Consider the following 12,724-nt stretch of genomic DNA (forward strand, 5'->3'; position numbering starts at 1 on the left):
GCCCGCCGGCCACGCTCATGGCCGGCGGGCATGACCGTCACTTCTTCAGAAGCGCGCAGGTGCTCTTGTCGAGCGGCGTGAAGGCCTGGTTGCCCGGCACGGTGCCGACCAGCTTGTAGAAGTCCCACGGCCCCTTGGACTCCGAGGGCTTCTTCACTTCGAACAGATAGGCGTCGTGGGTGACACGGCCGTTGGCCTCGACCTCGCCCTTGCCGAACAGCGGATCGTCGGTCGGGATGGTCTTCATCTTCGCGACCACCTTGGCGCCGTCATGCGGATTGCCGCCGAGCGCTTCCAACGCCTTGAAGTAATGCATGAGGCCCGCATAGACGCCGGCCTGCACCATGGTCGGGGGCGCGCTGCTCTTCATCCGCGCCGAGAAGCGCTTGGAGAAAGCGCGGGTGTTGTCGTTGAGGTCCCAGTAGAACGTCTCGGTGAAGTTGAGGCCCTGCGCGGTCTCGAGCCCGATCGCCTTGACGTCGGTGAGGAACAAGAGCAGCGCGGCGAGCTTCTGGCCGCCCTTGACGATGCCGAACTCGGCGGCCTGCTTGATCGAGTTGGTGGTGTCGCCGCCGGCATTGGCAAGACCGATGATCTTGGCCTTGGAGGCCTGCGCCTGCAGCAGGAAGGAGGAGAAATCAGCGGTGTTGAGCGGATGCTTGACGCCGCCGACCACCTTGCCGCCATTGGCGGTCACGACGGCCGTGGTGTCGCGCTCGAGCGCGGCGCCGAATGCATAGTCTGCGGTCAGGAAGAACCAGGTGTCCCCGCCCGCCTTCACCAGCGCCTGGCCGGTGGCGTGTGCGAGCATGTAGGTGTCGTAGGTCCAGTGCACGGTGTTCGGCGAGCACTGCGCGTTGGTGAGATCGGAGGTCGCGGCGCCCGAATTGATGTAGACGCCGTTCTTCTCCTTCACGACGTTATTGACCGCGAGCGCGACGCCGGAATTCGGTACGTCGACGACCGTGTCGACCTTGTCGACGTCGAACCACTGGCGGGCGATGGTGGTGCCGATGTCGGGCTTGTTCTGGTGATCGCCGGAGATCAGGTCGATGGTCCAGCCCTTGGCCTTCAGACCGGAGTCCTCGATCGCCATCTGCGCCGCCAGCGTCGAGCCGGGGCCGGCAAGGTCGGCATAGAGGCCGGACTGATCCGACAGCACGCCGATCTTGACCGTCTTGTCGTCAGCGGAGGCGACGCTTGCAGCTGACAGCACCATCGCGGTGCCGAGCAGGAGCGCAGAAATCGTGTTCTTCATGTCGTATTTCCTCAGTCTTTGAATTTTCTGGCTCTGGAGATTTCAAACGCCGAGATAGGTATGCAGCTTGTCCATGTTGGCCGACAGCTCCGAATTGGCGAAGCCGTCGATCACCTTGCCATGCTCGACGATGTAGTAGCGGTCGGCAACGGTCGAGGCGAAACGGAAATTCTGTTCGACCAGCAGGATGGTGAAGCCCTGCGACTTCAGGCGCGCAATGGTGTGCCCGATCTGCTGAATGATGACCGGCGCCAACCCTTCGGTCGGCTCGTCCAGCATCAGGAAGCGTGCGCCGGTGCGCAGGATACGCGCGATCGCCAGCATCTGCTGCTCGCCGCCCGAGAGCTTGGTGCCCTGGCTGGTGAGACGCTCCTTCAGGTTCGGAAACAGCGTGAAGATCTGGTCGAGCGGCAGACCGCCCGGGCGCACCACCGGCGGCAGAAGCAGGTTCTCCTTCACATCGAGGCTGGCGAAGATACCGCGCTCCTCGGGGCAGAATGCGATGCCGAGCCGCGCGATGCGGTCGGAGGTGGTGCGGATGATCTCCTTGTTGTCGAAGCGGATCGATCCCGAACGCTTGCCGATCACGCCCATCACCGACTTCAGCGTGGTGGTCTTGCCGGCGCCGTTGCGGCCGAGCAGCGTCACCACTTCGCCGGCCCTCACATTGAAATTGACACCGTGCAGGATGTGGGATTCGCCGTACCAGGCCTGCAGATCCTTGACCGTCAGCACCTCGGCACCGGCCGCAGCCACGGGCTTCTCCGCCAGAATTGCCTCAGCCATGACCCGCTCCCAGATAGGCTTCCTTCACGCGCTCGTCCTTGGAGAGATCGGCGTAGTTGCCCTCCGCCAGCACCTGCCCGCGCGTCAGCACGGTGATGATGTCGGAGAGGTTGGCCACCACCGAGAGGTTATGTTCGACCATCAGGATGGTGTACTTGGCGGAGATCCGCTTGATCAGCGCCGCGATCTTGTCGATGTCCTCGTGGCCCATGCCGGCCATCGGCTCGTCGAGCAGCATCATCTCGGGGTCGAGCGCGAGCGTCGTTGCAATCTCAAGGGCGCGTTTGCGGCCGTATGGCATCTCGACCGCCGGCGTGTTGGCGAATTCGCTCAAGCCGACGTCGTTCAGCAGCTCGTGGGCGCGCGGATTGAAGCGGTCGAGCACGGTTTTCGAGCGCCAGAAATCGAACGACGACCCATGCTGGCGCTGCAGCGCCACGCGAACGTTCTCGAGCGCGGTCAGATGCGGAAACACCGCCGAAATCTGGAACGAGCGGACGAGGCCAAGCCGCGCCACATCGGCCGGCGGCATCGCGGTGATGTCCTGGCCCTTGTAGCGAATCTGCCCTCCCGTCGGCTTCAGGAATTTAGTCAGCAGATTGAAACAGGTCGTCTTGCCGGCGCCGTTCGGCCCGATCAACGCATGAATACTGCCGCGACGCACCTTCAATGCAACGTCGCGAACGGCGAAGAAACCCGCGAATTCCTTGGTCAATCCGCTGGTTTCGAGAATGAACTCATCGGCCAAATAGAATCCCCCATACGCCATCGCCGCGAAGCCCGTCGCCCGCGTGGCCAGATTTTTTCGTGTTCGACAGGTTGTCCGACCGTCTTGGAAACCGTCCGGGGCCCGTCGCCTCCGGGCCGGAATATGCCGTCATCTGCGGCGGTTACGCAAGGTCGAAAGCTGTGCGGTGCGGTATCGGCGCGACCAGTTCCGGTTGATCCTTAGTCGAATGGTATTTGAACGGGCTTTGCGCCTCGGGAAAGCGGCCGTTAACGGTGTTTTCCTCCGGACCGTCACTTTCATAGAATATTTCCGCCTCTCGCCGAAGCTCCGGCCATTGCATTGAGAATGGCTAGAGCCTTGCATTTCGAGAGCGCCAATTCTTCGGTCGTCAAGTCGATCCGGCAACGTGATTTCCTGAACACGTGGCTGCGACTTTATGCCCGTAGCCAGACGATCCCGCGCATGGATGAATTTCAGCCGGAGCGGATCGAGGAAGATCTGCCGGACACCGTGTTCCTCAGCGTCGACGCCGCGGCGCAACCGCCGCAGCTGACGATCGAGAGCGACGGCACGCGGATGGCCACCGCCTACGGACACAGCGGCAAGGGCCGCCTGCTCGACGACTATCTCGGCCCGCGGCTCGCGCCGGTCGTGATGCCGGTCTACCACGCATGCATCGCCCGCCGGCTTCCCGCCTACACCATCACCGACATCGACGACATCTATGGTCACGTCGTGGCCTATGAACGGCTGCTGCTGCCGTTCTCGGATGGCGGCCCCGTCACGCATCTGGTCGCGTCGCTGAAGACGATCAGCGACAACGGCCATTTCGAAATCCGCAATCTGATGCGCGGCAATGTCGTGCTGCCGAGTTTCAAGCTGTGCGCGATCATCGACCGCGACCTGTACCACCGGTCCCCCGGCCGCATCCCGCTCGGGGATGTGCTTGAATTCGGCTAGCCGATGCCATTCAGGAGTGCCTATCCATCGGTGGTCAAATCGATCACGCAGCGGGTGCTGCTGAATGCCTGGCTGCGCGCGGCGCGCAAGCCGGACGCGCTTCCTAAGCTGAGCGACTTCCACACCGAAGGCAGCGCCGACGAGCGCGCCGACATGATGGGTTTTGACGTGGTCGGCAGCGGCGAGGACGCCCGCTTCCTGATCACGCAGGAAGGCGTGAGGCTGACCACGGCTTACGGCAACGAGCATGTCGATCCGCGGCAGCGCACCAACCGCTATCTCGATGAGGCGATCGGCCCGGAGCGCTATGCCGGCGTGATCCTGTCCTATCGTGCCTGCCTGACGCGCAAACATCCGACCTATACGGTTGCGGAGGTCACGGACGCCGACGGCAAGGACGTGTCCTATGAACGGCTGCTGCTGCCGTTCGGACGCGGCGATACCGTCGAACACATCATCGGCTCGTACAAGGCGATCAGCATCGAGGGCGGCTTTCGGCTGCACAATCTGATGGGCGTGACGCCGAAGTCGGTCCCGGTCGTCACCGTGCGCGCGGTAATCGACCGCAGGTTCGTGCCGGCGGATCATCCGGCGAGCCAGGATTCAGTCGAGTTGATCTAGACTAGGACGCATACTCATAAACCTTCGCCGATGTCCGGTTCGCCCCGACACCGACCGCCTTTGTGCAACCGCAGCAAATGTCGGGATGGGCCAAAAGCGGCTGCGCCGCCATGCCGTTCGTCTAGATTCGGATGTCCTTATCAAGTTGGAAGCTGCGGCGTTCGTTGAAGTGAGATTGGAGGGAGCGTTTTCTCGTATTCAGCCAAATAGTGTTCAAGCGGCTTTGCCGTTCCCGTTAGGCGCAATTCACACGTGTTTCTGTTCACGATGATCGGAGCGTTCCCGGCGAGCTGGGCTGAGGGGTTGCCATCATCGAGGAATTCTTTGGATTGGTAGAAGAATATCCAGCCATATGGTTTCGCGATTGTGGCCTCACGCACAATGCGCGCCTGTCCGTCGCAAAGGATATCCACCCAAGCGGTTGCAAGTGCTGCCGCCTTATCGAAGTCCATGGTCGGTGTCTCATCAGTTTTGCGACGGGTTGGCCGTTTCACCAAGGTGTTCTAAGCCGGGTTCAGCGCGCACGAAGGAAAGCCACCACAAGCTCCGCACGACAGGCAGCAAGAAGACTACGCAGGCCATGATGATTATCGCGTAAGTCAGAATGCCGCTTGCGTTGACCAGCATCTTCGCACCTTAAGGCTAATGGTAACGCCCAATAGGCCACGAATATGATGGCATAAGTCTTCCAAAAAAGTCTCGGAAGAAGATGCTTGTTAAAAGCAAGCAAAAACAAACTTACGAGCGCAGGGAGCAGTAACGCTGTCGTTATCAGACGAAATGCCGTCCCGTCATGCGCGGCATCAAAGACAGCCCACAAGTAACCAAACGCGTAAACAAACGTGATAACCTTCCACCACATTGCAAAACCCCGTTGCGAGCAATGCAACTGTAAATCAAGCTCAGGTTGTAAGGCAATCCCACGTTCAACTCGACACGGCGAGAGATGATGGATTGGCTATGGGTGACGCTTCGGTCAAAACAAATCGATGGTCGCTCCGCCGATTGAAATGAGGAGGCGCTTGGATGCTGTTGTGAGTGCTCCCGCGCCCCCGTTCCACAACGAGGGGCTTAGGTGCCTTTGGACACCGTACTGAGTAGCCTCCAATGCGCTTCCAAGTCTGACAAAGCAGCAGATAGACGACTAGGAAGTGCATTACGCGCCCTTAGAAAGGCTGCTTTCTCTTCGCCCAGAAAGACGTTCTCCAGATACGAAACGTGGACAGCATTCTCGACGTCCGGTGCCGCATTCGAGAGCACGCTGTCGATGAATTCAAAGTGGCGGCGGATTGAATTCTCATCGCCATTCTCGATGGCGCGACAGGTCGCCCGCGCTACGACTGACATTTCCATGTGGAGCAGCGCTCGCTCCTCGTCGTCGATCTTTGCGGCTACGTCCGGCAACCAGGACATGAGCAGCCGCTGGAACGCAGCATGGTCTGTGAGGCCGGTCTTAACGACGATATCAGTCATGAACCATTGCCTGTAGTATCCGGTAGGTTTCAGCATAGCAGGACGCGCGATCCGAAGCATCGTCAAAGGTCCGCAACGGGTCGAGGGATTAGCCAGGGATTGTCAGCAGGTTGATGTCCGATTCTGTCCGTAAGCGCCGAACAGGGGCCGAACCAGAAGTGTCCTGTTCGGCCGGACTCCCGTGATTCAAATTCCCAAACTGGGGTTCGCGCAAAAAGCGTCAGCCCTTCTTGCGCGCCTTGGCCAGCACGTCCTTGGCGTAGATGTCCGGCTTGAAGCCGACGACGCGCCTTGCGCCCAGGTCGAGCACCGGACGCTTGATCATCGACGGCTGCTCCGCCATCAGCGCCAGCGCCTTGCGCTCATTCAACCCTTCCTTGTCGGCATCGGGCAGCTTCTTGAAGGTCGTGCCGGCGCGATTGAGCAGCGTCTCCCAGCCGACCTCGTCGCTCCACTGCTTGAGCTTGTCCTTGCCGATCCCGGCGGTCTTGTAGTCGTGGAAATCATAGTCGACGCCATGATCGTCGAGCCAGGCGCGCGCCTTCTTCATCGTGTCGCAGTTCTTGATGCCGTAGATGGTGATGGTCAAAGCCGTTCCCCGCATGCGATTGCAGCGGCGAAACTAGCCCCGCGGCAACCACAGCGCCAGATCGGACCGCGCCGGTCTCCACACCGATCTTGGTGGCGCTCAGTGTGCGTCATGCGTGAAGACGAAATCGTGATCGCTGGCGTGCGCCTCGTGGCAGGCGAAGCAGGTCTCATGCTGGGCGGCGTCGACCGGCTTGCCGTCGATGAAGCGGCCAAAGCCCCAGCCGCCGGTCGCGGCATATTTGGCGGAGTCCTTGACCATCACTTGCACGGTGGTCGCCGGCCCCGTGATGAAGGCGCCGTTGAGACCGGCGACAGGCTTGCGCTTCCAGGCAAGCTTGACCAGCACGGTGCCGTCAGGGAATCGCGCGGCGCCGTCCTGATAGGCCTTCACGGCGGTGGCGTTGCCGAGCACGCTGCGCAGCTCGTCGAGCCCGGTCTCCTCGCCGACCGCGATCAGCTTCCAGTCGCGATAGCCCTCGGGAATTCTCACGCCGAAGATCGGCGATGCCGGCACCGCGTCATCGGCATGTCCGACGGCAAAGGGCAATGCGGCACTGATGCAGGCTGCCGCGATCGCGGCAGCTGCCCATTTCACAACCTGTGTCATGATCTTTGGTCCGCTCTCAGCTCAGACCTTGCTGACGTCGATAATGGCCTGGACGAAGGCCTGCGGTGCCTCCTGCGGCAGATTGGGGCCGATGCCGCCGGTCAGGGTCCGATGCTCGTAATGCCCGGAAAACTTCTGGGCATAGGCCGCGGGCTCCGGATGCGGCGCGCCGTTGGCATCGCCCTCCATCGTGATGGTCGGGATCGCGATCACAGGCGCCTGGGCGAGCGTCTTCTCGAAGGCGTCGTACTTCGCCTCGCCCTCGGCGAGCCCAAGCCGCCAGCGGTAATTGTGGATCACGATATCGACATGGTCGGGGTTCTCGAAAGCAACAGCGCTGCGGTCATAGGTGGCGTCGTCGAACTTCCACTGCGGCGAGGCGAGCTGCCAGATCAGCTTGGCAAAATCGTGCCGGTTCTTGGCATAGCCCTCGCGGCCGCGCTCGGTCGCGAAATAGAACTGGTACCACCATTGCAGTTCGGCCTTCGGCGGCAGCGGCATCTTGCCGGCCGCTTGGCTGCCGATCAGGTAGCCGCTGACCGAGACCATCGCCTTGCAGCGCTCGGGCCAGAGCACCGCCATGATGTTGGCGGTGCGGGCGCCCCAATCATAGCCGCCGAGCACAGCCTTCTCGATCTTCAACGCGTCCATCAGCGCAATGATGTCGGCGGCGACCGCGACCGGCTGGCCGCTGCGCATCGTGTCGGTGGAGAGGAAGCGAGTCGTGCCGTAGCCGCGCAAATGCGGCACGATCACCCGGTAGCCGGCCTCGGCCAGCGCCGGCGCGACGTCGGCATAGCTGTGGATGTCGTAGGGCCAGCCGTGCAGCAGGATCACCGCGGGGCCGGATGCAGGCCCCATCTCGACATAGCCGGTGTCGAGCACGCCGGCATTGATCTGCTTGACCGGACCGATCGAGGTATGGGCGCCGACCTTGACCGCAGGCAGCGCCGGCTTGGACTGGGCCTGGGCCGATCCGATCAAGCCGAACCTGGAAGCGGCGAGGATCCCGCCGGCGATGCCGAGGAAGCGGCGGCGTTGCTGATTGATGGATTGGGACATGGCAATCTCCTGCGTCTGGTGTCGGACTTGAATATTGCAGAGACCGAACCCGTCCGCTTTCAGAGGACGTGGATTTATCCTTCAGGGCGTCGTGATTTTGGCTCTGGGCCGCCTGTGCTAGGTTCCGCCACCGATTCAGCTGCCGGCCGCCGGACTATCGAATTTGGCTTACCATTTCAACGACTTGATCCTCGACCCTGAGCGCCGGGAGCTGCGCCGTGGCAATGCCCTGGTGGCGGTCGAGCCGCAGGTCTTCGACCTCATCGAGTTCCTGATCCGCGCCCGCGACCGCGTGGTCAGCCGTGACGAAGTGCTGGCAGCCGTCTGGCACGGCCGGATCGTCTCGGAAGCAACGCTGAGCAGCCGGGTCAACGCGGCGCGGTCGGCGATCGGCGACAGTGGCGAGGAGCAGCGGCTGATCCGCACCCTGCCCCGCAAGGGCCTTCGCTTTGTCGGCGATGTCAGGGACGACACCGCATCAGATCGTCCGATCTCGGACAGCGCCACCCCGCCGCGGCCGATCGAGGGTCCCTCGATCGCGGTGCTGCCGTTCACCAATATGAGCGGCGATCCCGAGCAGGACTATTTCGCCGACGGCATCGCCGAGGACATCACCACCGCGCTCGCGCGCTGCAGCCGCCTCACCGTGATCGCGCGCAACTCCGCCTTCACCTACAAGGGCAAGGCGGTCGATATCCGCCAGGTCGGCCGCGATCTCGGCGTCAGCTATGTGCTCGAGGGCAGCGTTCGCCGCGGCGGCGATCGGCTGCGCATCACCGGGCAGTTGATCGACGCCGTCTCCGGCGCGCATCTGTGGGCCGACCGGTTCGATGGCGCGGCGACCGACGTGTTCGACCTGCAGGACCGCATCACCGAGAACGTGGTCGGCGCGATCGAGCCGACCTTGCTTATCGCTGAGGCCGAGCGGCTGCGCGCCGCGCCGCCGCACAAGCTCGACGCCTACGACCTGCTGCTGCGCGCCTACAGCCTGCGGTACGAGTTCACGCCGGAGAGCATGACCGCCGCGCTCGCTTGCCTCGACCAGGCATTGGCGCTCGACCCTTCCTATGCGCCGGCGCTGGCGGCCTCCGCCTATTGTCACGCGCTGTGCCATTTCCAGGGCTGGCTGAAGCCGAACGACGCCTACCGGGAACGCGCCGTCGCGCAGGCCTGGCGCGCGGTCGAGCTTGCGCCCGGCGATCCGCAAGTGTTGTGGATGGCGGCGTTCGCGATCTAGAACATGGCCGACGAGATCGAGCCCGCGCGCGAATTGTTCGAGCGTTCGCTTGCGATCAACCCGAACTCGGCGATGGCGCTCGTGCTCGGCGGCTGGATCGAGGCGATGCGCGGCAACCAGAAGGCCGGCCGTGCCATGATCGAGCGCGCGCAGCGGCTCAACCCGCGCGACCCGCGCGGCTGGTTCGCCTCCGCGGCGCTGGCGATCTGCGCGGTGCTCGACCGGGATTTCACTGAGGCGGTTATCTGGGCCGACAAGGCGCTGGCGCAGAACCGCCGCTTCGCGGTGGCGCTGCGCGTCTTGATTGTGGCGCTGGTGAAGACCGGCGACAACGAGCGCGCGACCCAGACCGCGCGCGAACTGCTCAAGGTCGACCCGGAGTTCACGGTCTCCGGCTTCCTGGCGCGGATCCCCTTCCCGGTGGAAGCGATGTCCGCCACTTATCGTGAAACCCTCAAGGCGGCCGGCGTCCCGGATTGATGCTGCTCGGACGACGCGACGATCATTCACCAGTGGTGCGCCGGGCGGCTTGTTTGGCAGCATCGGCCTGATGGCGGTGCATCCCTCGTCGTAGAGTTCGTAGCGCATGATCCGGATCTATTCGGTCAAAGATTTGAATCATGGCTCGGCAGTTAGGCTCAATGAGCCCGTGCCGACGGGAGCGGTCGCGATGTGCCCGAAAGTGGACGCATTATGCTCACTTTGAGTTTTGTCGAGTTTGACCCGAAGTGGACTTCCCTAAGCCTTGCTCTCGCGCGTTTCGTCGCTCAGGGCAGTCTGCTCATTACTTGATGCACTGGTTAGTGGTGGAGGAGGACGAAGATGATGCGTCTCGGTGTCCTTGTCGCTGTATGCTTCTGTCTTCAATCTGGATTTTCCCTTGCGGAGGATATCGCGGGACGACTTGCCGGTAGTTGGAAACTAACTTCATGGACGATTCAGATTATCGGCGGAGACGCTACAGAGCCTTTCGGTCCCAAACCCAAAGGTAGGGCGGTCTTTACGCCGGACGGGTTCTCGGCGTTCATGATCGCTAGGCCAGATCGCAAGCCGGCAACGAATGATGCGGACTCGGCCGCGCTCCTCAAATCGCTGATGGTCTACACCGGAAGATTTACCATAGACGGGGACAAGCTTACGACCGACGTCGATCTATCGTGGAACGAGCTTTTGACCGGTACGTCCCAAGTCCGGTTCTTCAAGCTGGAAGGAGACAAGCTCTCCATTCGAACAGCCGAACAGGCCAGCGCAGTTCTTCCCGGTAAGCGAGTCGTTGGCACCCTCAATTGGGAGCGTGAGCGTTAAGGGTCTTTCGGCAACTGACGGATCGCGCCGAAGGCAACTGTCTGCTGTTGGCCCTTTTCGTGAAAAAGTCTCGTTTGGGGATGGAAAAATCATACCCCCCGCATCTTCGGCCCGAGCCCCTCGAACAGCGTCTTCTGCTCGTCACTCAGGTTCGCATAGAAATCGTCGACCGCGTCGTTCACGCTTCTGATCGCCTCTCGCATCGCTTCCAACCGCGCCTTTACGGCCTTAAGGCGGTTCGGCGGGGTGAGCGCGTCCTTTGGCGGGCATGCGCTTAAGGCTTCCATAGTACCCATTGTGGTGTCCTGCACCACTTCGAGAGCGGCGAGTTGGAGATCGTCCAGTTTCAGGCTGGCGGCGATGTCGTCGAGGGGCCATTGCTGGGCGACGAGCTCGCGGTATTGCTTTTCGGCCTGTTGCTCGTCCTGCAGTTCGCGGCTCGCCTGGCAGGCGGCGTCCTGCATCTCCTTCAGCTTCGCGGCCGCGGCGTTGGCGCGGCGGTCGCGTTGGGGCGCGTTGAGCCGCGCCTTCTGCTCATCGCTCAGGAGATCGTAGAATTTTTGGAACGGTGGCTGAACCGCCGCAACCGCGCTCAGCATCGCGTTGACGCGGCTCTGCATGGCCGCGAACCGCTCCAGCGCGGTGGTTGCGGCCTGTGTTGGACAGGAGGCGCGGATGGTGTCGCCGGCGGAAGTCCAGGCGCTCGCGAGCTCGTCGAAGGCTGTGCGCTGTGCCTCGTTCGCCGCGACCACCCGGCCGATCCGCTCGAAGGGAAGGCCGGTCATCTTGGCGGTGTCAGCGCCGCAGAACTCCTGCACGGAGGGCGCTTTGCGATGCCGCCTCCCGGCAGGGCGCTCGGCCGCGAACGCTGAGAGATCGCTGGCAGCGTAAGGCGAGAAGATCGCGGCGTAGAGATCGCCGTAGCCATAGGCCCAGAAGCCGCTACCGTCACTGAGAAGCGCGTAGTCATAAAGATCGCTATAGGCGAACGGCCAGAACAGCGGACCGACCCAGCCGTATGAACCGTCGGCGTGCTGCCACCAGCCTTGCGCAGCTCGGCCGCCCTGCCAGCCGGCCAGCGCCGCCACGGCAGTGAGCTGCGCACGCGCACTCGGGTGGATCGACTCGGCGGTGGAGCGGAGATCTTGCGGTCTTAAGGCGGCGGTTCGGACGCGGCTGTGGCGTGCTGCCATGCGTGCGTGGCGGAGACCTGCGACCGACAGCATGCTGGCCATCGCGAAGCGCGCGACACCGACTGGGCCACCAACGCGCAGGCGGAAGCCCGCCTCGGCCGCGCTCGGCAACGCGCCCAGAGCGACCATGGCAACGCCGGCCGCAGCCATTCCAATGCGGGACGTCGACATGATCCCTCCTCCGCGCCAAGCCGCATCGTGTTACAAATATGACTCGGAGCGAAACCGAAAGTTCCCTCCCGCGTCGACGCGGGGACCATATCGTTTCCATCCAAAATCGATCACGGACGTCCGTAGTGGCGATGAAAAGCTACGCAGAAGCAGAGAAGCTTTGCCGATGCCTCAGCCTAGCCCCCGAAGTTAAGGCCCGAGTCTCCGCCCGGGCTGACGCCGGGGCATGATCGGCTCCGGCTGTATTGTCTGGATTGCTTCCGCTTCTGGCCCTTCGGCGATCTCGGGAGATGTCCGCTTTTCCGCCGCTGTTGCGGTTAAGCGGACGTCAGGCGCCGGTCGCTCAATGAGTACACGGCTTACGCAGTACTACTCCCGTCGCTTGGCCGCTCCGATGAAGCGAGCACTACAATCCCGGTGATCTCGCCGCCCAAGCCTTGGTGGCCTGGCAGCTTTCCATCGCCCGGACGTAGGCAGGGCGTGCCGTCGTGCGGGCGAGATAGTCCCGCTCGGTAGAACCGGGGACGTAGTTGCCAGTTCGCAGGCCGAGCAGGAGGGCGTAGCTCACCGAGATATCGGCAGCAGTGAAGCGGTCGCCGGCGAGATAGGGGCAATCCGCGAGGCGGCGGATAACCAACCCCAGCCGGCTCTCGAAGGTCTCGAGTGCCCAACAAGTAACCCGGGCATCTCGCTCGGCTTCGGGCGCCAGTTGGCGACCTACAATGACGGC

The 12,724-nt window shown here is 62.7% G+C and carries 13 protein-coding genes and 1 pseudogene; 4 read left to right on the forward strand and 10 right to left on the reverse strand.

The annotated features are described in order from the left end of the window. Positions 1-37 precede the first annotated feature (37 nt). The 3 genes from K359_RS0135775 to K359_RS0135785 are packed head-to-tail and all read right to left on the reverse strand — an operon-like array spanning position 38 to position 2,792. On the reverse strand, positions 38-1,258 hold the full coding sequence (locus K359_RS0135775; RefSeq protein ID WP_029083567.1) for an ABC transporter substrate-binding protein: 1,221 nt from the start codon (positions 1,256-1,258) through the stop codon (positions 38-40). 42 nt (positions 1,259-1,300) lie between these two features. After that, positions 1,301-2,044, reverse strand: coding sequence for an ABC transporter ATP-binding protein (locus tag K359_RS0135780; protein ID WP_029083568.1), 744 nt, complete (start codon positions 2,042-2,044; stop codon positions 1,301-1,303). After that, positions 2,037-2,792 carry an ABC transporter ATP-binding protein gene (locus K359_RS0135785; RefSeq protein ID WP_024581422.1) on the reverse strand — a complete coding sequence of 252 codons (756 nt, stop codon included), beginning with the start codon at positions 2,790-2,792 and terminating at the stop codon, positions 2,037-2,039. The genes K359_RS0135780 and K359_RS0135785 overlap by 8 nt, the downstream gene beginning before the upstream one ends. Positions 2,793-3,119: 327 nt before the next feature. On the opposite strand from K359_RS0135785, the gene K359_RS0135795 reads away from it, so the two are divergent. Continuing rightward, positions 3,120-3,734 (forward strand): PAS domain-containing protein, encoded by a 615-nt coding sequence (locus K359_RS0135795; protein WP_051346595.1) that lies wholly within the window; start codon positions 3,120-3,122, stop codon positions 3,732-3,734. Between the two features lie 3 nt (positions 3,735-3,737). Next, the gene (locus tag K359_RS0135800) at positions 3,738-4,355 is read left to right on the forward strand and encodes a hypothetical protein (protein WP_029083571.1); all 618 of its coding nucleotides are present in this window, start codon (positions 3,738-3,740) and stop codon (positions 4,353-4,355) included. Positions 4,356-4,495: 140 nt separating this feature from the next. Here K359_RS0135800 and K359_RS59385 read toward each other — a convergent pair whose 3' ends face one another. From K359_RS59385 to K359_RS0135825, 5 genes are all read right to left on the reverse strand, one after another. Further along, on the reverse strand, positions 4,496-4,807 hold the full coding sequence (locus tag K359_RS59385) for a YrhB domain-containing protein (RefSeq protein WP_084518621.1): 312 nt from the start codon (positions 4,805-4,807) through the stop codon (positions 4,496-4,498). A 619-nt stretch (positions 4,808-5,426) separates the two neighbouring features. After that, positions 5,427-5,828: a hypothetical protein gene (locus tag K359_RS0135810; protein ID WP_156928834.1), complete on the reverse strand. Its 402-nt coding sequence runs from the start codon at positions 5,826-5,828 to the stop codon at positions 5,427-5,429. Between the two features lie 220 nt (positions 5,829-6,048). Continuing rightward, complete coding sequence (locus K359_RS0135815; protein ID WP_029083573.1) at positions 6,049-6,417, reverse strand: ArsC family reductase; 369 nt, start codon at positions 6,415-6,417, stop codon at positions 6,049-6,051. Between the two features lie 99 nt (positions 6,418-6,516). After that, positions 6,517-7,026, reverse strand: coding sequence for a cytochrome P460 family protein (locus K359_RS0135820; RefSeq protein WP_029083574.1), 510 nt, complete (start codon positions 7,024-7,026; stop codon positions 6,517-6,519). Positions 7,027-7,047: 21 nt separating this feature from the next. Beyond that, the gene (locus K359_RS0135825; protein ID WP_029083575.1) at positions 7,048-8,088 is read right to left on the reverse strand and encodes an alpha/beta fold hydrolase; all 1,041 of its coding nucleotides are present in this window, start codon (positions 8,086-8,088) and stop codon (positions 7,048-7,050) included. A 163-nt stretch (positions 8,089-8,251) separates the two neighbouring features. Here K359_RS0135825 and K359_RS54020 point away from each other — a divergent pair. Together K359_RS54020 and K359_RS0135835 are read left to right on the forward strand one after the other, a co-directional pair. Further along, a pseudogene (locus tag K359_RS54020) lies at positions 8,252-9,805 on the forward strand (winged helix-turn-helix domain-containing tetratricopeptide repeat protein). A gap of 342 nt (positions 9,806-10,147) precedes the next feature. Beyond that, a complete protein-coding gene (locus K359_RS0135835) occupies positions 10,148-10,630 on the forward strand; it encodes a lipocalin-like domain-containing protein (RefSeq protein ID WP_029083576.1) in 483 nt (160 codons plus the stop codon). Between the two features lie 89 nt (positions 10,631-10,719). Here K359_RS0135835 and K359_RS0135840 read toward each other — a convergent pair whose 3' ends face one another. Then, a complete protein-coding gene (locus K359_RS0135840) occupies positions 10,720-11,973 on the reverse strand; it encodes a Spy/CpxP family protein refolding chaperone (protein WP_035977718.1) in 1,254 nt (417 codons plus the stop codon). A gap of 427 nt (positions 11,974-12,400) precedes the next feature. Then, positions 12,401-12,724 (reverse strand): glutathione binding-like protein (locus tag K359_RS54025; RefSeq protein ID WP_035977719.1); only part of this gene is annotated, 324 nt, incomplete at its 5' end.

Origin of the sequence: Bradyrhizobium sp. th-b2 (assembly GCF_000426785.1) — a bacterium.
Taxonomy (GTDB): domain Bacteria; phylum Pseudomonadota; class Alphaproteobacteria; order Rhizobiales; family Xanthobacteraceae; genus Bradyrhizobium; species Bradyrhizobium septentrionale.

Bases quoted from the DNA above. Each gene is read 5' to 3' on its own strand.
- K359_RS0135825 (WP_029083575.1), bottom strand. From the start codon at position 8,088: ATGTCCCAATCCATCAATCAGCAACGCCGCCGCTTCCTCGGCATCGCC.
- K359_RS0135835 (WP_029083576.1), top strand. From the start codon at position 10,148: ATGATGCGTCTCGGTGTCCTTGTCGCTGTATGCTTCTGTCTTCAATCT.
- K359_RS59385 (WP_084518621.1), bottom strand. From the start codon at position 4,807: ATGGACTTCGATAAGGCGGCAGCACTTGCAACCGCTTGGGTGGATATC.
- K359_RS0135775 (WP_029083567.1), bottom strand. From the start codon at position 1,258: ATGAAGAACACGATTTCTGCGCTCCTGCTCGGCACCGCGATGGTGCTG.
- K359_RS0135800 (WP_029083571.1), top strand. From the start codon at position 3,738: ATGCCATTCAGGAGTGCCTATCCATCGGTGGTCAAATCGATCACGCAG.
- K359_RS0135810 (WP_156928834.1), bottom strand. From the start codon at position 5,828: ATGACTGATATCGTCGTTAAGACCGGCCTCACAGACCATGCTGCGTTC.
- K359_RS0135820 (WP_029083574.1), bottom strand. From the start codon at position 7,026: ATGACACAGGTTGTGAAATGGGCAGCTGCCGCGATCGCGGCAGCCTGC.
- K359_RS0135840 (WP_035977718.1), bottom strand. From the start codon at position 11,973: ATGGCTGCGGCCGGCGTTGCCATGGTCGCTCTGGGCGCGTTGCCGAGC.
- K359_RS0135795 (WP_051346595.1), top strand. From the start codon at position 3,120: ATGGCTAGAGCCTTGCATTTCGAGAGCGCCAATTCTTCGGTCGTCAAG.
- K359_RS0135780 (WP_029083568.1), bottom strand. From the start codon at position 2,044: ATGGCTGAGGCAATTCTGGCGGAGAAGCCCGTGGCTGCGGCCGGTGCC.